19 protein-coding genes and 1 tRNA gene are annotated in these 20927 nt (G+C 50.5%); 11 read left to right on the top strand and 9 right to left on the bottom strand.

Annotated features, from left to right (window positions below; all coding sequences use genetic code 11):
• The first annotated feature begins 11 nt into the window (after positions 1 to 11).
• The 3 genes from AWQ23_RS09600 (at position 12) to AWQ23_RS09590 (ending at position 2740) form a co-directional block, all read left to right on the top strand.
• A complete protein-coding gene (locus tag AWQ23_RS09600; protein WP_030006422.1) occupies positions 12 to 323 on the top strand; it encodes a DUF3067 family protein in 312 nt (103 codons plus the stop codon).
• Complete coding sequence (locus AWQ23_RS09595; RefSeq protein ID WP_062434826.1) at positions 308 to 844, top strand: AMIN domain-containing protein; 537 nt, start codon at positions 308 to 310, stop codon at positions 842 to 844. The genes AWQ23_RS09600 and AWQ23_RS09595 overlap by 16 nt, the downstream gene beginning before the upstream one ends.
• Before the next feature lie 228 nt (positions 845 to 1072).
• A complete protein-coding gene (locus tag AWQ23_RS09590) occupies positions 1073 to 2740 on the top strand; it encodes an adenylate/guanylate cyclase domain-containing protein (RefSeq protein WP_062434823.1) in 1668 nt (555 codons plus the stop codon).
• Here AWQ23_RS09590 and ispD read toward each other — a convergent pair.
• A complete protein-coding gene (ispD, locus tag AWQ23_RS09585; protein WP_062436621.1) occupies positions 2737 to 3432 on the bottom strand; it encodes a 2-C-methyl-D-erythritol 4-phosphate cytidylyltransferase in 696 nt (231 codons plus the stop codon). The genes AWQ23_RS09590 and ispD overlap by 4 nt on opposite strands.
• A gap of 82 nt (positions 3433 to 3514) precedes the next feature.
• Here ispD and AWQ23_RS09580 point away from each other — a divergent pair, with 82 nt between their 5' ends.
• The 5 genes from AWQ23_RS09580 to recQ all read left to right on the top strand — a co-directional run bounded on the left by AWQ23_RS09580 (position 3515) and on the right by recQ (position 10069).
• A complete protein-coding gene (locus AWQ23_RS09580; protein ID WP_030006419.1) occupies positions 3515 to 4474 on the top strand; it encodes a glycosyltransferase family 9 protein in 960 nt (319 codons plus the stop codon).
• Positions 4467 to 5060, top strand: a complete 594-nt coding sequence (locus AWQ23_RS09575) for an HAD-IIIA family hydrolase (protein WP_062434820.1) — start codon at positions 4467 to 4469, stop codon at positions 5058 to 5060. The genes AWQ23_RS09580 and AWQ23_RS09575 overlap by 8 nt, the downstream gene beginning before the upstream one ends.
• Positions 5061 to 5179: 119 nt before the next feature.
• Positions 5180 to 7153, top strand: coding sequence for a molecular chaperone HtpG (gene htpG, locus AWQ23_RS09570; protein ID WP_062434819.1), 1974 nt, complete (start codon positions 5180 to 5182; stop codon positions 7151 to 7153).
• A 119-nt stretch (positions 7154 to 7272) separates the two neighbouring features.
• On the top strand, positions 7273 to 7908 hold the full coding sequence (locus AWQ23_RS09565; RefSeq protein ID WP_062434818.1) for an exopolysaccharide biosynthesis protein: 636 nt from the start codon (positions 7273 to 7275) through the stop codon (positions 7906 to 7908).
• Between the two features lie 22 nt (positions 7909 to 7930).
• Complete coding sequence (recQ, locus tag AWQ23_RS09560; RefSeq protein WP_062434816.1) at positions 7931 to 10069, top strand: DNA helicase RecQ; 2139 nt, start codon at positions 7931 to 7933, stop codon at positions 10067 to 10069.
• An 11-nt stretch (positions 10070 to 10080) separates the two neighbouring features.
• Here recQ and AWQ23_RS09555 read toward each other — a convergent pair whose 3' ends face one another.
• The 6 genes from AWQ23_RS09555 to AWQ23_RS09530 form a co-directional block, all read right to left on the bottom strand.
• A complete protein-coding gene (locus AWQ23_RS09555; RefSeq protein ID WP_062434815.1) occupies positions 10081 to 10869 on the bottom strand; it encodes a tetratricopeptide repeat protein in 789 nt (262 codons plus the stop codon).
• A gap of 55 nt (positions 10870 to 10924) precedes the next feature.
• Positions 10925 to 12487 (bottom strand): phospholipase D-like domain-containing protein, encoded by a 1563-nt coding sequence (locus AWQ23_RS09550; RefSeq protein ID WP_062434814.1) that lies wholly within the window; start codon positions 12485 to 12487, stop codon positions 10925 to 10927.
• 33 nt (positions 12488 to 12520) lie between these two features.
• A complete protein-coding gene (locus tag AWQ23_RS09545; protein WP_012307507.1) occupies positions 12521 to 13315 on the bottom strand; it encodes a TIGR03943 family putative permease subunit in 795 nt (264 codons plus the stop codon).
• 56 nt (positions 13316 to 13371) lie between these two features.
• Complete coding sequence (locus AWQ23_RS09540; RefSeq protein WP_012307506.1) at positions 13372 to 13848, bottom strand: FHA domain-containing protein; 477 nt, start codon at positions 13846 to 13848, stop codon at positions 13372 to 13374.
• A gap of 293 nt (positions 13849 to 14141) precedes the next feature.
• On the bottom strand, positions 14142 to 14945 hold the full coding sequence (pstB, locus tag AWQ23_RS09535; protein WP_012307505.1) for a phosphate ABC transporter ATP-binding protein PstB: 804 nt from the start codon (positions 14943 to 14945) through the stop codon (positions 14142 to 14144).
• 344 nt (positions 14946 to 15289) lie between these two features.
• Positions 15290 to 16390 carry a DUF389 domain-containing protein gene (locus AWQ23_RS09530; protein ID WP_030006411.1) on the bottom strand — a complete coding sequence of 367 codons (1101 nt, stop codon included), beginning with the start codon at positions 16388 to 16390 and terminating at the stop codon, positions 15290 to 15292.
• A 212-nt stretch (positions 16391 to 16602) separates the two neighbouring features.
• Here AWQ23_RS09530 and rpmF point away from each other — a divergent pair, with 212 nt between their 5' ends.
• Entirely contained in the window at positions 16603 to 16770 is a 168-nt protein-coding gene (gene rpmF / locus AWQ23_RS09525; RefSeq protein ID WP_012307503.1) for a 50S ribosomal protein L32, read from the top strand.
• Positions 16771 to 16999: 229 nt separating this feature from the next.
• The gene (crtH, locus tag AWQ23_RS09520) at positions 17000 to 18541 is read left to right on the top strand and encodes a carotenoid isomerase (RefSeq protein ID WP_157072214.1); all 1542 of its coding nucleotides are present in this window, start codon (positions 17000 to 17002) and stop codon (positions 18539 to 18541) included.
• 122 nt (positions 18542 to 18663) lie between these two features.
• Here the strand turns inward: crtH and AWQ23_RS09515 are convergent, their stop codons facing one another.
• Both AWQ23_RS09515 and hisA read right to left on the bottom strand, forming a co-directional pair.
• Positions 18664 to 19782, bottom strand: coding sequence for a SpoIID/LytB domain-containing protein (locus tag AWQ23_RS09515; RefSeq protein WP_062434811.1), 1119 nt, complete (start codon positions 19780 to 19782; stop codon positions 18664 to 18666).
• Positions 19783 to 19915: 133 nt separating this feature from the next.
• The gene (gene hisA / locus AWQ23_RS09510) at positions 19916 to 20686 is read right to left on the bottom strand and encodes a 1-(5-phosphoribosyl)-5-[(5-phosphoribosylamino)methylideneamino]imidazole-4-carboxamide isomerase (protein WP_012307500.1); all 771 of its coding nucleotides are present in this window, start codon (positions 20684 to 20686) and stop codon (positions 19916 to 19918) included.
• 59 nt (positions 20687 to 20745) lie between these two features.
• On the opposite strand from hisA, the gene AWQ23_RS09505 reads away from it, so the two are divergent.
• Positions 20746 to 20817: transfer RNA gene (locus tag AWQ23_RS09505), tRNA-Cys, on the top strand.
• Positions 20818 to 20927: the final 110 nt, after the last annotated feature.

Here is a 20927-nt window from a genome sequence, read left to right as displayed (position 1 = left end):
AGGAGTGGGCGATGAATGGTGTAGAACTACGGGAACTTTTGTGGCGTAAATGGGGACGATCCTATGACATTCAGCTGCGACAAATTAAGGGGGAATGGTATCTCCAGGTGATGTGGAAATATTTGGAACAGGTTTCTTTTCCCCTCTCGGAGGCTCAATATGAGGAACATCTCCAGGCGATCGCCACTTATTTAGGGGAATGGGGTGTGAGTCAACAAGTCCATACTTACCTCGAAGAAACCACAGAACGCCCCAGGGTCGGCAAAGCAATTAGTATTCGTTTGGAATTGGGAGAACGGGCCTCAGAATGGCTGTTGGGTTAATCCAAAAATATTTTCATCAGAGTGTCTGTGTAGTGCTGGTGTTGGTAGCCGGACTGAGCCACAGCCCCAAGGCGATCGCCGATCCGCCGTCAGAGTTGCCCTCCCTCCAAGATTGGGCCTTTGATCCCCAAGCGCAGCAACTCCGCCTCCAAACCGCCCCAACGACGATTCCCCAATATTCTCGCCTCAGTAATCCGACTCGTCTGATCATTGACCTGACCGATACCCGCTGGCCCGCTGCCACCTTGACCCAGGCCTACGACGGCACCATTCGTCAACTGCGCATTGGCCAATTTAATGACCGCACCACTCGAATCGTTTTAACCTGGGCTGGGGAAATCCCGCCCACTTGGTCCCCCACCTTTCAACGTTTGCCCCAAGCTGATGGTTCTGTGGTGTGGCGCTTTGAATTTCAAGGGGCGATCGCCAGTGCAGATCTCCCCTTCACATTTCCCCCGGCCCTCTTGCCTCCCACCCAGGCGATACCTATCCAACTCCCCCCATTGCCAGAACTTCCTTAACGGTTTGTGGCGATCGCCACTATCTTTAGACAGAAAAATATCCTCCTTGGGCTACACTCAGGGATGAATCTCCGCTTCAGGCGCTGACTTTTTATGACAAGCCGAGCAAAATTTCCCCTTGTTTTCTGAACTTCCGTGGGCAGAATTCCCCTGTCATCGCTTTGACTATTTAAATTCAGCAATTTTTTTCGCAGGCCACTGGCACGTGTTATTTCCCGTGAAACTCCTATGACTGATCTGCAACTCCGCATCCAAGCTGAGGGCTACCCAGAACGTATTGTGGTGGTCGATCAAGGGGAGTTTGTGATCGGTCGCTTGCCTGAATGTAGCCTCTCGCTACAGATGACCCAAATTTCCCGGTACCACGCCCGGATCAAACGGCGGCAACAGGCTTGGGTTTTAGAGGACTTGGGCAGCACCAATGGCACATATCTTAATCACGTCCGGATTACTGAACCCCAAACGATCCGCCAAGGAGATTTAATCCGTCTGGGCCATGCCTCAATTTTAGTCACGTTCCAGAATGTGACCCTCGATGAAACCACAGATCTACAGGCCGACCAATGGGGATCGGGGCGCACCATTCTCCGTAACGCCGAAGATCTCAAGGAGCAATGGCTACAGGGGGAAGAAGGCTATGGTCATCAGCCCCACACGGAAACGGCGATCGCCCGCCTCAAGGAGTTGGTGGACATTGTGAAACAACTTAGTTCTGCCGAATCCATTGAAGCTATTTTTCGCCTGACCCGGAATGTTATTTTTCAGGAATTGCCAGGCTTAGAACGGCTGGCGCTGCTCATTGATATTCGGGGCAATGGCAAATTAGAACTCCTCAGTGCTGCGGCTCAGAGTCTCCCGGATAATCATCCGGCCATCCGCACCAGTGCTTGGATTAGTCAATCGGTCTGCCAAAAGGTCTTTAAAGAAAGGGTTGCCCTCAAATCCGTAGATGCCCAGAGCGACCAGCGCTTTGCGGGGGAAGATAGCATTTTGGCAAAAGGGATTCGAGGAGTGTTGGCGGTGCCCCTATGGGATCAAACAAAAGTGGTGGGAGTTCTGTATGGTGATGCCCACTTGAAGTTAGATGAATCAGAACCGTTAACCGATGATGATTTAAGTTTTTTTTCGACCATTGGCCATCTGTTGGCGGCCAGTGTGCAACGGTGGTTGCTGAGCCGTCGTCTCCAGGAACAAGCTCAAATTCGCCAAAAACTAGAGCGTTACCATTCGCCTGCGGTGGTACATCAATTAATTTCGGTGGGAGCGTTAAAAAATGGGCGACTCCCCCCTAGGGAAGCGGAAATCAGTATTTTATTTGCAGATATCGTTAATTTTACGCCCATTGCGGAGCAGTCTTCCCCCAGTGCCATTGCGGATTTGCTGAACGTTTTTTTTGAAGAGATGCTCCACTCGGTGTTTGCCCAAGGAGGAACCCTCGATAAGTTTATTGGCGACTGCATTATGGCGTTTTTTGGGGCACCGGAACCCCAGATCGACCATGCTGAACGGGCGATCGCCACCGCCATGGGCATGCTCAACCGCCTTGATCAACTAAATTTACAAAATATTTGGCCCCAACCGATTCAACTGCGGGTTGCGGTAAATAGCGGCAAGGCTTTTGTGGGCGATGTGGGCAGCTCCCAGCGGGTGGACTACACGGTTCTGGGGGGAACGGTGAATCTTGCCGCCCGCCTTGAGACCATTTGTCCACCGGGGGAATGTGTGATCACCGATGCGACATATCAAGCGATTGGCGATCGCCACCAGGATTTATTTATTCCCATGGGTGCCGGGCGATTTAAAGGCATTGACCGCCCCATCCAGGTTTACCGTACCCAACGGCACCGCCACCCCAAACCGCTACCGTTAAAAAGCACCGAGGTTTCCAGCTCCTAGGTTTTTGGCATTTCATTACGGCTCTGCAAAATAAATTCGGCGATCGCCAAGTCCCCCGGCGTCGTAATTTTGAGATTTGTTTCTTCCCCAGAGACAATTTTCACAGGCAGACCACAACGCTCGAACAAAGCCGCATCATCGGTCACTTCCCAACCCAGGGTTTTGCCTTTTTCATGGCAATCCTTGAGGCGCTGCACCGTAAACCCCTGGGGCGTCTGGGCGGCCCAAAGCTTCGCCCGCTCCGGCGTCTCTTTGACCCAACCTTGTCCATCTACCACCTTAATGGTGTCCTTGACGGGGATCGCTGCAATTAAGCCTTCACAGGTTTCTAGGGCCGCTGCACAGCGATTAAATAGTGCTGGGGTGGCCAAACACCTTGCCCCATCGTGGATCAACACCTGGGTTGCCTCTGGGGGAAGGGCTTGTAGGCCGTTATAAACTGATTCTTGGCGAGTTTTGCCACCTCGAATCAGTTGGACAGGCTTAGAAAGCTTTAAATCGGCCAAAATTGCCTCAAAGTCCGGAAAATCTAAGGGCTGTCCCATGATGCCAATCCAGGCCACCGCATCCGCCGCCGCTGCTGCCTGGAGCGTCCAACTAAAGAGCGGTTTATCCCGTAGTGTCATCAGCAGTTTGTTGCGATCGCCGCCCATCCGTTTGCCGACGCCCGCCGCAGGCAATAACAAGTGCACCATGGCTTTTCCCTAAGTTACTAAACGTTTCCGCCTATTCTCTTCTAAAATGATGCTGGATACGTAAGTTTATACCCCCAAGATGCGCATACTAGCCCTAGTTCCCGGAGGAGTTGGCGACCAAATCCTCTTCTTCCCGACCCTCGCTGATCTCAAGGAACGTTATCCCGAAGCCATGATTGACGTTCTGGTCGAACCCCGTGCCAAGGCAGCCTATCGCGTCTGTCCCCAGGTTCATGAAGTGCTGACCTTCGACTTTAAAGATCGCAATGGCCCGGCTGACTATCTCAATATTCTCGGCACCATCCGCGATCGCGAATACGAAATTGCCCTCTCCCTCGGCAAAAATTGGGCTGTGGGCTTCCTGCTCTGGCTGAATGGAATTCCCACCCGCGTGGGCTACAAAACCGCAACATCTTGGTTTATCTCCAACCCAGCCCCCCTCAACGAAAACCAATACGCAGCGGCCCTCTACCACGATCTCCTCAAAGGCTTAGGCATTGACACCGATTGTCCATCCCCCAGTATCACAGTGCCCAATGGGGACATTCAGTGGGCGGAAGGGGAGCAAAAACGCCTGGGCTTAACCGAGGGGTATATCCTGATCCACGGTGGTGCCAGTCAACTCTCCCAAGCCAAGGGCATCAACAAACTCTACCCTGTGGCAAATTGGCAACCGATCATTGAAGATATCCAGAGCAAGCAACCAAATCTCCCGATTGTCTTGCTCCAAGGCCCGGACGATGCCCCTTGGGTCACGGAACTCATCGCCCTTTATCCAGCGCTAAAGGTGACACGGCCTGAGGATATTGGTAAAGCAGCAGCAATGATTGCCGGGGCTAACTTGATGGTTTGTACAGATAGTGCGCCGATGCACCTGGCCGCCGCCGTGGGAACTTACACCATTGCTCTCTTTGGTGCGACCCACGCCGAAAAGCTCTTACCGCCAAAGAATGATAAATTGATTGGCATCCAGTCTCCCACTGGAAAAATGGCAGATATTCAACCCAAAGACGTATTGGCTCAAATTTGGCGTGGCTAAACCAGCAGTTTTCCTTGATCGTGATGGTGTCCTTAACATCGAAGCAGGATATATTCACACCCTCGAAGACCTGAATCTAATTCCAGGGGTGGCGGCGGCTGTGCGATCGCTCAACGATCAAGGAATTTTTTGTTGCTTGGTTTCCAACCAATCGGGGCCAGCCCGGGACTACTACGGCATTGACCATGTAGAAGCCCTCCACACGAGACTGCGTACCCTCCTAAACCAAGAAGCGGCGGCCCACCTCGATGCGCTGTATTATTGCCCTTATTTAAGCCAGTCAGCCGGGGGCACCCACCCAGACTTTACCCAGTGGGGCACCTGGCGCAAGCCGAATACGGGAATGTTGGTGACAGCGGCCTGGGAACATGATTTAGATTTACGCCGTAGTTTTATGGTGGGGGACAAGGCGACGGATATTGACCTCGCCCACAACGCTGGCCTCCGGGGAATTTTGGTCCAAACAGGCTACGGTAAACAAGTCCTCGGCGGCAAGTACCAACACCACACCAAGCCCGATTATGTCGCCAAGGATCTCCAAGATGGGGTGAATTGGGTATTACAACAGCTCCAAAAGAAGCCATAGGAATCAAGAAAATACGGAAATCCGCATCTAGGGATGGGGGCGATCGCCGCCTTGAGGTTTTCCCAAGTTCCGGCAAAATAGAGGACGAATCCTTAGACCAAGTTGGAAGCATACGACCTATGGCAGTCCTCGAAAAAGGCAATATTACAATCCATACCGAGAATATTTTCCCGATAATCAAAAAATCTCTGTATACCGACCACGAGATCTTTTTACGGGAACTCATCTCCAATGCCGCCGATGCGATCACCAAGCGCAAAATGGCAAAAATGGCCGGTGAAAGTAGCATTGATGTGCCCGATGGGGAAATCATTATTGACGTTAATAAGGAGAAAAAACAACTCTCCATCACCGATAATGGCATTGGGATGACCGCCGAAGAAATTAAGAAATATATTAACCAAGTTGCCTTTTCGAGTGCCGAAGAATTTATTCAAAAATATGGCAAGGATGCGAACGATTTAATCGGGCATTTTGGTTTAGGGTTTTATTCTGCCTTTATGGTGGCCACCCAAGTAGAAATTAATACCCTTTCCTGCAAAGATGGTGCGGAAGCGGTTCATTGGAGCTGTGATGGTTCCCCCGAATTTCAACTGAGTGCCAGTGACAAAACCAGCATTGGTACGACCATTACCCTCACCATGATGGACGAGGAAACAGAATATTTAGAATCCCAACGGATTCGCCAATTGGTCAAAACCTATTCTGATTTTATGCCCGTTGCTATTCACTTTGAAGGGGAACAAATCAACAAACAGCGGGCCATTTGGAAGGAATCTCCCCAGAATTTAACCGACGAAGATTACCTCGAATTTTATCGCTATCTTTATCCTTTCCAAGAAGACCCATTACTGTGGGTTCACTTGAATACGGACTATCCTTTCTTGCTCAATGGCATTCTCTATTTTCCGAAACTGCGCCCGGACATTGATGTTACTAAAGGACAAATTAAGCTGTTCTGTAATCAGGTTTTTGTCAGTGACCATTGCGAAGAAGTCATCCCTGAATTTCTGATGCCGCTGCGGGGTGTTGTGGACAGCACCGATATTCCCCTCAATGTTTCCCGCAGTGCCTTAACAAACCACCGGACAGTGCGCCGCATCTCCGATTACATCGCCAAAAAAGTTGGCGATCGCCTGAAGTCCCTCTACAACGAAAGCTATAGTGACTACGTTAAAAGTTGGGAAGATGTCGGCACCTTTGTAAAGTACGGTAGTATCCGCGATGAGAAGTTTAAAAAACAAGTCGAAGACATTCTCATTTACCGCACAACCCACCAACCTGAAACAGCAGTAACAGCGCCGAAAGTAGAAGTACAGGGTAATGATGGCGATGTGTGGGAAGACGTGAAATCCGAAGACACCCAGGCAACGTCTACGGCCCCCTACACAACCCTCAAAGATTATTTAGAGCGTAATAAAGAGAAGCACGAAAATCGCGTTTTTTATTGCACCGATCCCAGCACCCAGGGCACTTACATTGAACTGTACAAAAACCAAGGTTTAGAAGTCCTTTACATGGACTCCTTTATTGATACCAATTACTTCATTCCTTTCCTAGAACAGGAATACAGCGATGTGAAGTTTTCACGGGTGGACTCGGAGCTAGATCAAAGCCTCGTAGAAGACGATAAGGCCAGTGAAATTGTTGACCCGAATACCAACAAAACCCGTGGCGACGTCATTAAAGAGTTGTTTGAAAAGGCAATTGGGAAACCAAAGGTCAACATCAAAACCCAATCGATTAAATCCGCAGAAACAGCGGCAACGCCCCCGGCAATGGTGCTTTTACCAGAGGCCATGCGACGTCTGCAAGAGATGACGGCGATGATGCAGCAGACGGCAATGCAATTCCCAGAAGATCATGTGTTGATGATTAATTTGTCGCACCCCTTGATCGAAAATATTTACCAACTCAGCCAGGGTTCGATTATCCAAGCAGATGGCAAAGCATCCAACCAGGAAACCATCGATATGATGTGTCAACACGTCTATGATTTGGCATTGATGGCCCAGAAGGCCTTTGATGCGGAGGGGATGAAAGCGTTTGTGGAACGTTCGAACCAAGTGTTGACCCGTTTAACCCAGAAGTAAGCCTTCATTTAACTCGCCCGATGATCTCCCCCCCGGTGGGGAGATTTTTTTTGTAAACACAATTAACGGGCGGGCATTGCGCTATGCTCAGTAGCTGTCCCTCTGCGTAACATTTGGCTATGGCTCGCCTCTCCCAAGAATTGCACCGTTATTTTTTTGAAGAAGACCGTGGTGAAACCGTTAGTTTAGCCCAGGCGATCGCCCTCGCAGAGGAAAAAGTCTTTGGGGTCATTTTGCTGCTGTTGGCCTTTCCGTCGGCCCTGCCAATTCCGGCCCCAGGCTATTCAACGCCCTTTGGGATTTTAATTTTTGCGATCGCCCTCCAGTTGATTTTTGGGCGGAAAAAACTTTGGCTCCCGGTTGCTTGGCAACGAAAAACCGTCAAAACGACCATGGCCCAGGGCATCCTGAAAAAAGGTCTCCCTTGGCTCAAAAAAATTGAGGCGATCGCCCACCCCCGGTTTTCCATCGTTTGCCAGAGTCGCCTGGGTCGCACCGTCATGGGTTGTACCATTGCCCTGATGGCTACCTCGATGATGATCCCCATTCCCGGCACCAATACCCTCCCGGCCATGGCAATTTTTCTCACCGCTTTTGGCCTCCAAGAGGACGATGGCTTGATCAGTGGCGCTGGGGTTGTTTTCTCCATTGTCATTGCCGTGCTGATGGTGTCCGTCATTTATGTGTTCTTCAACGGTGGCCTCAGCCTATTGGATCTGCTCAAAGACTGGGTCACGGTACGATTAGGGGGCTAGTTGTTTTCGTTTTGTTGCCGCCATGTCCCAGTTCCCATCCCTAGAAGCCGCCCTCAAACACTTCTTTGGATATGACAATTTCCGCCATGGCCAAAAAGCTGTCATTACCGCCGCCCTACAAAATCGTGATGTCCTGGCCCTGATGCCAACAGGAGCCGGTAAGTCCCTTTGTTTTCAACTGCCCGCCCTGCTGAAACCGGGGTTGACGGTGGTGATTTCTCCTTTGATTGCCCTGATGCAGGATCAAGTCAATGCCCTGACAGACAATGGCATTGGTGCAACTTTCCTAAACAGTACCCTCAACCTCGACCAAGCGCGATCGCGGATCCAGGCAATTTTTAACGGCAATATTAAACTGCTCTACGTTGCCCCAGAACGGCTGTTTAACGAGGGCTTTCAGCAACTACTCACAGATGTGGATCAGACCATTGGCCTGACTGGATTTGTGGTGGATGAGGCCCACTGTGTTTCAGAATGGGGCCATGATTTTCGCCCCGAATACCGTCAACTGAGTCGCATCCGGAGACGCTACCCCCGGACTCCTTGCCAGGCCTTTACCGCCACCGCCACCCAGCGCGTCCGGGAAGATATTATTGATCAACTTGCCCTACAGAACCCCAGTTTTCACTGCACCAGCTTTAATCGCCCCAACCTTTATTACGAGGTTCTTCCCAAAGACCGGAAAAGTTATACGCAACTGCTGCGCTATGTTCGTCAACGGCGTGGGCAACCGGGAATTATCTACTGTTCTAGCCGCAAAAAAGTAGACGAGTTGGCCGATCGCCTCAAACAAGATGGCGTTAAAGCCTTGCCCTACCATGCGGGCTTGGCGGATCGTTTACGGGCGGATTATCAAGAGCAGTTTATCCGGGATGATGTGCCTGTGATGGTCGCCACCGTTGCCTTTGGCATGGGCATCAACAAACCCGACGTGCGCTTTGTGGTGCATTATGATTTACCGACCAATTTAGAACGCTATTACCAAGAGTCGGGTCGTGCGGGTCGGGACGGGGAGCCTGCCCACTGTACTCTGTTCTATCGGGCAGGGGATATTAAAAGGGCCGAATATTTCATTGAACTCAAGGAAGACGAACAGGAAAAACGAATTGCCTACCAGCAACTGCAAAAGATGATCGACTATGCCGAGGGGATCGATTGTCGGCGGACGATCCAACTGAGCTATTTTGGGGAACAATTTCCGGGGGACTGCGGCGGTTGCGATAATTGCCAGAATCCTCGCCCTGTCGAAGATTGGACGATTGAGGCCCAGAAATTTTTATCCTGTGTTGCCCGTTGTCGAGAACGCTATGGCATGACTTACATTATCGATGTGTTGCGGGGTTCCAAGAAAGAAAAAATTATTCAAAACGGGCACCACCAACTGTCTACCTATGGCATTGGCCTCGACCACCCTAAGGAAGCATGGAAAAATTTAGGGCGATCGCTCCTACATCAGGGCTTGATGACCGAAACAAGCGATGGCTATCGGGTCTTGAAGCTCAACGCCCGCAGTTGGGAGATTTTGCGACAACAGAAAACAGTGAAAATTGCTGTGGAACGGCGGCAAACGGCCCAGGAAATTCTGGGGATTTCTGAAAGTCGCCTCGATGCGGAAATTCTTTTTGGGCAACTGCGACAACTGCGGAAACAATTGGCCGATGCAAATTGGGTTGCCCCCTATATGATTTTTTCCGATGCGACCCTCCGGCAAATGGCAACTCGGCGACCCCGCACCCAGGCAGATTTTTGTTTGATTTCTGGGGTAACGAGTGCGAAATACCAGCGTTATGGGGAGCCTTTCCTCGCGGCGATTCAGGAATTTTACGCCAGCCAAGAGCCACCAAAACCCCAGGTCAATGGCACCCAGTTACTCACCCTCCAGCTTTATCAACAGGGCCTTTCGGTCACGGAAATTGCCAAGCGGCGCAGTCTGACGGCGGGGACGATCAACGAGCACCTGGCAACATTACTCCAGAATGGCGAGATTACTGACCTAGACCGCCTCGTCAAACCAGCCGCCCAAGTGGAAATTGAAAAGGCGATCGCCACCGTGGGGCCAGAATCCTTAACGCAGTTGCGGGAGCACCTCCAGGAAAAATACAGCTACGATGCGATTAAACTGGTGCGGGCTAAACTGCTGCAAACTGCAAAATTAGCCTAGAATCTTGAAATTTACTGGAGATTGAGGAAATTGTCTAAATCTTCAAGGACTTTCGGTGGAAAGCGACGAATATCCTCTAACCATTCTAAATCCCGGTAACGATCGTCTAAACCCGCTGCGGCCACCCAGTTACTTTCAGCTTCGCCGAATTGATGGTTCCCCCAGAGCATCGCCGTCAGGGCCACCCGCGCATCGGCAAACATCGGGTATTTGCGCACCAGGCCTTTCATTCGCTGGATCGCTTGGTTGTTTTCGCCAACTTGATACAGAGCAAGGGCATAACTTTCGGCGGCCCAGGCAAAGCGGGGATCAAGTTCCGTTGCTTTTTGGTAGTCCTGGCGGGCCTGTTCCCAATTGCCCAAACTGCCGTAGGCATTACCGCGATTGTGGTAGGCGATCGCCTCTTGGGGATCGAGTTCAATGGCTTTGTCATAGTCGGCGATCGCTTCGCTAAACCGTTGCTGTTGTTCGAGGATCGCACCGCGATTAAAGTAGGGTTCGACTTGGTCTGGGGCCAGGCGGATCGCTTCATTGAGATCGTCGAGGGCTGCATCAAACTGATTTAAACTCGCCCTCGTATTACCCCGATTACTCCAGAGGGCCGGATTTTGGGGAAATGCCTCAATTAAATCGGACCAAATTTTTTCGGCGGTAAATAGATCGCCTTTTTTCGCCGCCTGGATCGCAGTCTGGGTAAGGCGATCGCCTTCAGAGATTTGAGCATTAGTAAGGGCAACACTAGGCCAACAAAGGCTAATCCACAGCAGCAGACTACACAGAAAACTAAAAATTGGGCGCATAGATAAATCGCTCAACGGCGTTCAGAGAAAGGGCTAAGGGTACTATAACGCGTCTCTACCAAGTGACTTTTCCGGCCAGGTCGGCGGCTTTCTTTTCCCCAATGCCCGACACCCGTTGCAGATCCGTCAAACCAGAGTAGGGACGGCCTTCGATAATCCCTTGGGCGAGGCTGGGGCCAATGCCAGGTAGGGTTTCGAGTTCGACGGCACTGGCGGTATTGAGGTTCACGGGGCCATTGGTGGCGGCTACGGTACAGTCAGCGGGCATCGGTTTTTGTTTGCTGGCGATAAAGGGCGGAATCCCCAGGTAGGCCGTGGTATAAAACTGATCGAATTCAGCTTGAAATTGTTGGGCGATCGCCTCGTTCTGGATAATTAAGAGGGTCTCGTCGTTTTGATTATTGGCAGCAGCTGACCAATTGTGGGAACCAGTAATTACGGTTTTGCCATCGATGACAGCGAATTTGTGGTGAAATTTGTCCCCCTTGGGTAATTTGGGCGTGCCGACGGTTTGAATGGGGTTAGCCCAGGGCCGATTAAAGGGGTCACATTTTTCCTTGAGATTCACCCCCAACAGATCCAGTCCATCGCTATATTCCCGAAAGGCAAAACTCGGATCAATTAAGGCGCGGATTGCAGTGCCTTCTTGAGCTTCTTTTTCTAAAATATTGGCGATTTTTTGCTCAGAGAACACAAATAGGGCCAGGCTAATTGACTCCTGGGCTTGGGCGAGGGTGCTGCCAATGAGACCATTGCTCGTATTTTCCCAAGGTTGGGAACTAGAGAAAGGCGAAAACTGAACGGTGACGCGACTGTTGCCTACGCTAAAGGTTTGGGGCGGTTCCTGAAGTTTCTGGACTCCAAACTTACGCCCTGTCCACATCTCCTCAAATTCTGTTGTAAAAACCTGGGCGATCGCCGGATCTTGGATCCGCATTAGGTGGTTCACATTACCCCTGGTTTCCGGGTTGGCGAAATCTCCGTGGATGCCGCTTAATGTCCAGTTTGCTGAGCCGGTGATCACCGTTTCCCCATCGACCACCATAAATTTGTGGTGCATCAGGCCGCTCCCTTTGGAACCGTCGGCGGTGTCGTCCAAAATCGGAATCTTTGCCCGTTCTAGAATGGCGATCGCATCATATTTAGCCGTCTCTGCCGCATCCAAAAAGCCATCTTGGTTTTCGTCGGCGAGGGCGACAAATTCTTGGTATTTTCCCTGATCCCGTTCATCGAGTTCTAAAATTTCTGTCGAATCAGGTTCGGCCCAGGGTTGACGGTAATTATTTTCGACGATGACGCGAATTGTGATTCCCGCAGCGGCTTGGTCGGCCAGAGCTTCAGCTACCAGGGGCAAGTTCAACTCCTGAATCGCAATATCGATGGTGTTTTGGGCGCTGTTAATGCCCTCAATCAAAATTTCTTCGAGGTTATCCCCTGGGCGTTTCAGTTGGCGGTAGGGTTCGGTGTAACTAATACGTCGGCCTTGACGCTGATTGAAATACACTTGAATGGATTCATCCTGGGGCGATCGCCCTCTTCCCCCCTGGCAACCCAGCAGACCAACGACCAACAGACCCCAAAGAACGAAAAATGGGCGGCGAGCGGCGGGATTAACCATCAAAGATTTAAGAGCGCGACACCACCCTTATACCTAATAATCGTAAGGATTTCTGGGGGTGGGAATCGGTTCGACGGCACTGGCTTGGATCACCAACTGACGCTGGGGCAAATTATTATCACCCTCAGCTTCTGTGGTGAGTTGGAGATCCTCGGTAATCATTTCCCCCGTGACTTCTACCCAAGAGTCCGGCGCAAAGGCTTGGCGATCGCCTTCGAGTTTCACGGGCAATCCCACCGGATAGGCATCCACTGCACAACAGGTCAACACAAACCGCGACACCATCATGTAATTGTCCGGCAACTGGGGCAGGTGAGTCACAAAGCCGTTCACCTTCACCGGATCCCCCGTATAGGCATCGGGTTCCGGGTAAACATTCAACGTCCGAATCCAATCCAATAACGTCCGCTCCTCTGGGGAGGTACCGACCCGAAAACTTTCCGGTTGACTCCGGGTGAGGGGCAATTCTTCCGTTAAACCCCGTTGAATCGCCGTTTGGCTCGACAAAATGGTCGGCGGGATCAAAAATCCGGCGATCGCCACCACAATTAATAGGGCACTCCCCACATTCTGGGGTAATAGCGTAATATGCTGCACCGACTCCCCGCCACTAACTTGGGGACGCACCTGTTGTAGTAATTTTCCCAACCCCAGCAGAAGGAGAATGATCCCCGCCGCCACACATAAACCGAAGTAATTGGGGTGGATCAACAGAGCTAGCTGGCCCGTAATCGCATACTTGAGCAGCAAAGCTCCCCACAACAGCAGGGCCGTAATATCAAACCAAGGGGCCAAACCAGCCGCTTTCGGAGCAGAAAAATTAACCATTGCGTTCCTGGAAAAAATACCTCAAACAACTATCACCCGTTTCCGTTAAGGCCACCCTAAAACAAACGTGTTGCCTCTTCATCAGCCATCAGTTCTTGATCCTCAGCTAACATCGCCGGATCAATGAGCGTAATGTCAAAGGGATCTTCTTCCCCTGGCTGAGTGCGCTTTGAAGCACGCGGCGATCGCCGTTCATAACGACCCAAAATTTGGGGGCCAAACGTCACGACATCCCCATCCTGGAGTGTGACCGCATTCACTTTGTTCCCATTGACCAAAATGCCATTGGCGCTCGCCTCCTGCAAACCGTCCCCATCAACAATGCGATAGTAAACATGATCATCCGTGAGATGCCGGACTAAGGTGGCATGGAGACGAGACACAAACTGAGACTGGAGGTGAATCGCGCAACTACTACGACGCCCAATAGAATAGCGAGCATCCGTCAAAATATATTCCCGTTGTCCAGTGTCATCTTGGACAACAAAAACATGTTGAGGTTGATTCATTGTGACGGTAGGAGCAACAGCCATGGATTCCAAATCAGTGCAGAAAAATTGTCGCTAAACAAAGACAATACTAAGTCCTCACATTTAAACATATCAGCTCAACATTCAATCGTGGTATGAACCCACAAAGCCCAATTCATGTTTAGTCTCTAGGATTGTCCTATCCTATCGAAGTGCCGTCTTTTTTGGTCAACCCGTAACAAATTCAATCACAAACAGAAAACCCATTACCTGCAACAGCGGGCATGGGTTATGGCTGAGACAAAAATTTAGTGTAGCGTTGCGAGAAAAACAGACCCTAAAGTCATTCCCCCAAATTAACCGAAACGGCCACTGACATATTCTTGGGTGGCCTGTTCCCGGGGATTTTGGAAAATAACCTCCGTGCGGTCACATTCCCCTAGATAGCCCTGGCGGGTACCATCATCATTGGTCTTCACGTTGAAGAATGCCGTCATATCAGCGACCCGCGAAGCCTGTTGCATATTATGGGTCACGATAACAATCGTGTATTGCTCTTTGAGCTGGTGGATCAACTCTTCAATTTTGAGGGTCGAAATCGGGTCTAAAGCAGAACAAGGCTCGTCCATCAGTACCACCTCTGGCTGAATGGCGATTGTCCGGGCAATACAAAGCCGTTGCTGTTGCCCCCCAGATAGGGCGAGGCCACTTTGACGCAATTTATCCTTAACCTCATCCCAAAGAGCGGCTTGGCGCAGTGAGCGTTCTACCAGTTCGTCCATGTCGCCCTTGTAACCATTGATCCGTGCCCCATAGGCGATATTGTCATAGATCGATTTAGGGAAGGGGTTTGGCTTCTGGAACACCATGCCAATGCGACGGCGCACTTCCACTGGATCTACACCGGATCCGTAGAGACTACTGCCGTGGTAAGCGATGTCGCCATCTATGCGGAAAGAAGGAATGAGATCATTGAGACGGTTATAGCAACGCAGCAGAGTGCTTTTACCGCAACCAGAGGGGCCAATAAATGCTGTTACTTGATTTTTGGGAATGTTGAGGTAAACGCCTTTGATCGCCAGGAAGTTACCGTAATAGACACTGACATTTTCTGTCTGCAGAACGTAGTCTGTGGCGTTTGCATTGTCGAGTTCAATCATTGGAAAAGCAGCTTATCTAGGCCGGATGCGGGGAGTCAAGAAAATAGTCAATTACTTGCCGAATGACTTGGTGGGGCTAATGTTGAGGCTTGTTTAAATCTGAGAAGAGCTTAACGATGGAGAGGGTTTCCGCGTTTGCCAGCTTTATCAGTTTTGCCTAGACCATTAGAATACAAAACCTTCGGCTCCAGTATATTATCAGTCCTGCGACATCTTGACTTTAAGAACAGGTAAACCTTTTGGCTGGCGCTAGATAGGGTCGTTCTTTGTCGGTTATTGTTAGGTTGAACTAAAGCGGAAAGCTTGATATTTCAAAGATTTCTGGTTGACAATTGGAGTCTTTTTTACTGGCGTGGTGGGGCCATGTCCAATTGGGGTAAATCTAAATCATGGGGATCGATGTCATCGGCTTTGACTTCTTGGATTGGACTGACCTGAAACACAATTTTAAAAATTTGCCGATTACGCTTGCGTAAGAATTCCTCAACGAGGAGAGCCTGTCTGGGGGTAATTTCTTTTTTCGCCTGGAGATTGACATAGATAATCGGCGGGGAAGAAGTCCAGTCAACCCGTACCCGAACATTTTCAACATCTTGACCAACAGTGACGGTTTTAGTTGTGAGCTGGCTGGTGATGGTTTGTTGTAGGCGGAGCTGTTGCACGAGTTGAACAAATCTTGCCCCCAGGGGTACTAACAAAATCAGGGTTAGGGCCATCGTCCAACCCAGGGCGTGGTTGATCTCGGCATAACCGGCCAAGATGTAGACCACCATGCAGGCAAGGGTAATGCCGAGGAGGTTGGTTAGATAGAGTAAGAAAGCGCCACGGGAGTAATTGAAATAGCCTTGGGAAAAGGATAGGCCCACCACACAGAGAGGAGGCATCAGGGCAACGGCGATCGCCGTCCCGGCGAGGGCATCGCTGATCCCTCGGCGCACCTTCGCAAAACCGCTAATCCCCCCAGCGGCCACGGCAATACCAAGGTCGATCAGATTTGGCTGCGTCCGGGCCGTGAGTTCCGAGCCAAAATCAGGAATACCAATGACGACGCCGATCATCCAGGATAAAGCCAGGGAAAGGGCGGTTGCGCCGGTAATCGAATAGAGCGATCGCCAAAATAATTTCAATTCCCCTTCTAGGGCGGCAAAGGCTAATCCCCGCAACGGCAACATGAGCGGCGCCACCAGCATCGCTCCGATAATCACAGCCGTACTATTACTAATGAGCCCGAAGGTGGCAATAATACAGGAGCTGACGGTCAACATTACAAAATTAAGCCGCCAGCTCGCCTCGATCAAAAGCTGCCGATACAGACGCCGCGTCTTTTTCCCCGTCACCGGGCGAGGAATAAACCACTGCACAAAATCGACCCAACCCAACCACCATTCCATCACGACCCCGTAGGCTTGGGGATTACGGTACAGCCGTCGTCGATACCACACCATCGCTGTTAAGACTCCTGGACAAATAGACACACAAATGCGATTTCGATTGTAAAAGCTCGGTTCCTCTCTGATGGGATTTGCATGGATTTCTTTACCCGTGACAAACCCCGCCTTCGTTCAACCCCACAATTCAAGAGATTCTGACGGAGGACTTACTTTTTGGGAGAGAAGATTTTATAATGGTAATTCTGTAAAAATCTGTAGTTAATCCCATGGCAGTTCCAAAGAAGAAAACCTCAAAGGCAAAGCGTGACCAACGCCGGGCCCACTGGAAGCGTAAGGCAACCATCGAAGCCCAAAAGGCCCTTTCCCTTGGCAAATCTGTACTCACTGGTCGTTCTAGCTTTGTTTATCCTTCCCCCGAAGACGACGAAGAGTAAATTCAGTATTTTTCTGGCCCCAGTGCCCTCTAAATCTCTTATTAAAAATAAATATAGTTCTGATACAACAAGGTGGAAAGTTTTCCGCCTTTTTTTGTGACAAAGGCCCATGCCCAACGAAGAACTGTCGCCGCAACATCGCCGGAGAGTTACCCTACTAATCCCAAGGGAAATAAAGGTAGACTATGTAACAGTCAAAATTTAGCCTACCTTGCGAGCCTCACCGTTTATGACCGCCAAAACTGCCATTTCTGCTCCCCAGTACGATGTGATTGTCATTGGTTCCGGTATCGGGGGCCTCGTCACGGCAACCCAATTAGCAGCAAAAGGGATCAAGGTGTTGGTGCTAGAACGCTATGTGATCCCCGGTGGCAGTGCGGGTTATTTTGAGCGGCAGGGCTATCGGTTTGATGTGGGCGCTTCGATGATCTTTGGCTTTGGCGATCGCGGCACCACCAATCTCCTCACCCGGGCCCTCGCCGCAGTGGATATGTCAATTCCGACCATCCCAGATCCGGTGCAAATTCATTACCATCTCCCCAATGATCTTGAGGTCAAGGTACACCGTGACTACGAAGAATTTTTAACGGAGTTAACGGCACGGTTTCCCCACGAAGCCAAGGGCATTCGTAAATTTTATGATGAGTGCTGGAAAGTTTTTAATTGCCTCAATAGCATTGAGTTGCTTTCCCTCGAAGAAATTCGCTACCTGCTGCGGGTCTTTATGCAGAAACCCTTTGCTTGCCTGGGGTTACTTAAATATTTACCCAGAAATGCCGGAGATCTTGCCCGTCAATATATTAAAGACCCCGAACTGCTGAAGTTTATCGATATGGAATGTTACTGCTGGTCGGTGGTGCCAGCGGAACTGACTCCCATGATTAATGCGGGTATGGTGTTTAGCGATCGCCATTATGGGGGCATCAACTATCCAGAAGGCGGAGTGGGCCAAATCGCCCTCAAGCTGGTTGAAGGTTTAGAGCACCATGGCGGTGAAATCCAATACGGTGCAAATGTCTACGAAATCATCACCGACCAAGGCCAGGCCGTCGGCGTGCGTTTAGCCAATGGCACCGAGTATTTCGCCAAAAAAGTCATTTCCAATGCCACCCGCTGGGACACTTTTGAAAAGCTGCTCCCCAGTGAAAATAAACCCTTTTTTGAAGAAAAGTGGACGGAGAATTACCAAAAATCCCCCAGCTTTCTCAGCGTTCACCTCGGTGTCAAAGCCGATGTTCTTCCTCCTGGGACGGAATGCCACCACATTTTGCTGGAGAATTGGGACACCATGGAAGCCGAACAGGGTACTATTTTTGTCTCTATTCCGACACTCCTCGATCCGAGTCTGGCCCCTGAAGGATATCACATCATTCACACCTTTACTCCCAGTTGGCTGAGTGAATGGCAAGGCCTTTCTCCCCAGGAATATGAAGCCAAAAAAGAAGCCGCCGCCTGGCAACTCGTAGATCGCCTTGAAGCTATTTTTCCAGGATTAGATGCGGGATTGGACTACATGGAAGTGGGGACACCGCGCACCCATCGCAAATTCCTCGGACGGGTCGATGGCTCCTACGGGCCGATCCCCCAGCGCAAACTTTTGGGGTTATTGGGAATGTTTAATTTTGCTGGTTTTCCACCCCGGGTCAATAAAACAGAAGTCTCTGGACTTTATTGTGTCGGCGATAGTACCTTCCCCGGACAAGGCTTAAATGCTGTGGCGTTTTCTGGTTTTGCCTGTGCCCATAAGGTAGCGACAGATCTCGGCTATTAAGTGACAGGCACAAGAAAGGCGATCGCCCTTGGGAAAAACAAAAAAAGAGGGGAATTTTACCCCTCCTGAGATCTTGTATTTACTTTAGATCTTGTATTTACTTTCACGTTGAAAACTGACAGTTACCGTGGCGTCAACTTGGCAATAGTTGCATTTTGGTAATAGTGACGCAGAATTTGTTGGTAATCAATGCCCTGGGCTGCTAAACCATTAGCTCCCCATTGACTCATGCCAACGCCATGGCCAAAGCCTTTACCATAGATGTAAACGTCACCCTGTTGGATTCTGGCATTGATCAAAGTGCTACGCAGTTCTAATAAACTACGCAGTTGATCGCCACTGATATTTTTTGTGCCGCGATCGCCAATCACCTTCATCGTAATCACCCGACCCTGGGGGGTAGCCCGTTGGGGAATGAGTTGCTTTACGGTACCAACACCACCAACCAGTTCTCCTAAGCGAGTCGCAGAAATGGTTTTACTCCACTGATAGACTGGCGAAGACTGATCATAATCCACAACCCCCCGGAGATAGGGCAGAGGTTGACTCCAGATATCCTCGACGTTTTCGGTATGGCCGCCCGAAGAAGAATGGAATACCGCCAGAATAACACTACCGTTATAGGTCATCACCTGACTTTCCGTGGCGTTAACGGCAGCATGGGTTGTGCTGTACTCGCTATTTAGCCCCTTGTAGACCTGTGTCGCCGTCGTGGTATCTAGATCATAGGGTTTCCCGGCATTTTCCGAGCGTTTTTTTAATGCATAGGTACGGGCCGCGACAGCCTGGGCTTTGAGGGCTTCCTGGGGCCAACTGGGAATTGCTTCAGCGCCGACAACACTATAGAGATAGTCTTCGAGATCGACGTGATTGATGGCGAGAATTCCGTTGCCACTCTGCCGGAGTTGGGTGCGCCCCCGGTACCAGCGATCGCCAATCCACACATAGCCATCACCCTGGGGCTCAATCCAGACCTCAGTTGCCCGCCAACGGTCAAACGCCAACTGATTACCCTGGCGTCCCACGGCAAAGGAACTCATTCCGGCAATTTCACCGAGGACTTGGCCTTGGCCATTTCTGATTAAAGCATTGGTGGAACTGCCCACCTGGAGATTGGCCGTCGTCTGCCGTACAGCGACCCGGAGATCAACCGCTGCCTGTGCAGGTGCAAGGGTTCCTAGCCATACAAGCCCCGAAAGAACCCAGGAATGTCCGATTAATCTACGTAAGGGTCTCAGCATAAACACATTAGAAATCTACAACAAATATCAATGGCATAAAGTGGTGCAGTCGATCACTATATAGCTTTACTCTAGAATCGCTTTTGATGTGGTTTGTTCCATTACAATTTCACGACTCAATCTAGCACGAAAATTAGGCGATCGCCGTACCATCATCCGGAAAAACATCCTGCAAACGTTGGGGGCCAACCGCCTTCACCGCTTCAGCCAAATTAATGTCCCCGGTATAAATCGCCCGGCCCACAATCGCTCCTGTGACCCCGATCCCTTCGAGGGCCACAAGATTAACCAGATCCGCCAAAGAACTTACGCCCCCCGAGGCAATCACCGGAATCTCAATGGTGGCCGCCAATTCCCGCAGCGCCTCCAAATTAGGCCCAGCCATGGTGCCATCCCGATGAATATCCGTGTAAATAATGGCAGCGACGCCCTGGGTAGCCATCTGTTTCGCCAAATCCGTCGCCAAAACCGCCGATGTTTCCAACCATCCCTTTGTCGCTACCTTTCCATCGCGGGCATCAATCCCAACCGCAATCCGGCCCGGATATTTTGCACAGAGTTCTGTCACGAGATCCGGGTTATCTACCGCCGCCGTCCCAAGAATAGCTCGCTCTACACCCACATCAAACAATTGCGCCACACTTTCTACCGTACGGAGACCACCGCCCACCTGTACAGGAATATCAATCGCTGCTGCAATTTTGGCGATCGCCCCTAGATTGACCGACTCTCCCTGTTTTGCCCCGTCTAAATCCACCACATGGAGCCGCGTTGCCCCCTGCTCAGCCCAAGTCCGTGCCACCTGAACCGGGTCATTATTAAACACTTGCGCCTGTTGATAATCACCCTGATAGAGGCGCACACATTGGCCACCGAGCAGATCAATAGCGGGAATAACTTCCATAACGAAAAAAATGTTGTGATGTGAACAAAAGCCCTGTTATAATAGCGAACTGTTGACCCGGTGGTATAGCCAAGTGGTAAGGCAGAGGTCTGCAAAACCTCCACTCCCCAGTTCGAATCTGGGTACCACCTTATTGTTATTGCTTCATAGCTGAAATCGACCTAGAACTCGCTCCGTAAGTAGAACTTCTAGTTCCTTTATTTTTTTATGCCCTAATAGAGGCTAATTAAACACACGAATT

Source organism: Picosynechococcus sp. PCC 73109, from assembly GCF_001521855.1.
GTDB lineage: Bacteria > Cyanobacteriota > Cyanobacteriia > Cyanobacteriales > MRBY01 > MRBY01.
The sequence above is the reverse complement of the archived record's forward strand: the minus strand, read 5'-3'. Positions and strand labels throughout refer to the sequence as shown.

Excerpts from the sequence above, each read along its gene's own strand:
- AWQ23_RS09600 (WP_030006422.1), top strand. The coding sequence starts at position 12 with ATGAATGGTGTAGAACTACGGGAACTTTTGTGGCGTAAATGGGGACGA.
- AWQ23_RS09595 (WP_062434826.1), top strand. The coding sequence starts at position 308 with ATGGCTGTTGGGTTAATCCAAAAATATTTTCATCAGAGTGTCTGTGTA.
- AWQ23_RS09590 (WP_062434823.1), top strand. The coding sequence starts at position 1,073 with ATGACTGATCTGCAACTCCGCATCCAAGCTGAGGGCTACCCAGAACGT.
- AWQ23_RS09580 (WP_030006419.1), top strand. The coding sequence starts at position 3,515 with ATGCGCATACTAGCCCTAGTTCCCGGAGGAGTTGGCGACCAAATCCTC.
- htpG (WP_062434819.1), top strand. The coding sequence starts at position 5,180 with ATGGCAGTCCTCGAAAAAGGCAATATTACAATCCATACCGAGAATATT.
- AWQ23_RS09565 (WP_062434818.1), top strand. The coding sequence starts at position 7,273 with ATGGCTCGCCTCTCCCAAGAATTGCACCGTTATTTTTTTGAAGAAGAC.
- recQ (WP_062434816.1), top strand. The coding sequence starts at position 7,931 with ATGTCCCAGTTCCCATCCCTAGAAGCCGCCCTCAAACACTTCTTTGGA.
- AWQ23_RS09555 (WP_062434815.1), bottom strand. The coding sequence starts at position 10,869 with ATGCGCCCAATTTTTAGTTTTCTGTGTAGTCTGCTGCTGTGGATTAGC.
- AWQ23_RS09550 (WP_062434814.1), bottom strand. The coding sequence starts at position 12,487 with ATGGTTAATCCCGCCGCTCGCCGCCCATTTTTCGTTCTTTGGGGTCTG.
- AWQ23_RS09545 (WP_012307507.1), bottom strand. The coding sequence starts at position 13,315 with ATGGTTAATTTTTCTGCTCCGAAAGCGGCTGGTTTGGCCCCTTGGTTT.
- AWQ23_RS09540 (WP_012307506.1), bottom strand. The coding sequence starts at position 13,848 with ATGGCTGTTGCTCCTACCGTCACAATGAATCAACCTCAACATGTTTTT.
- pstB (WP_012307505.1), bottom strand. The coding sequence starts at position 14,945 with ATGATTGAACTCGACAATGCAAACGCCACAGACTACGTTCTGCAGACA.
- AWQ23_RS09530 (WP_030006411.1), bottom strand. The coding sequence starts at position 16,390 with ATGGTGTGGTATCGACGACGGCTGTACCGTAATCCCCAAGCCTACGGG.
- rpmF (WP_012307503.1), top strand. The coding sequence starts at position 16,603 with ATGGCAGTTCCAAAGAAGAAAACCTCAAAGGCAAAGCGTGACCAACGC.
- crtH (WP_157072214.1), top strand. The coding sequence starts at position 17,000 with ATGACCGCCAAAACTGCCATTTCTGCTCCCCAGTACGATGTGATTGTC.
- AWQ23_RS09515 (WP_062434811.1), bottom strand. The coding sequence starts at position 19,782 with ATGCTGAGACCCTTACGTAGATTAATCGGACATTCCTGGGTTCTTTCG.
- hisA (WP_012307500.1), bottom strand. The coding sequence starts at position 20,686 with ATGGAAGTTATTCCCGCTATTGATCTGCTCGGTGGCCAATGTGTGCGC.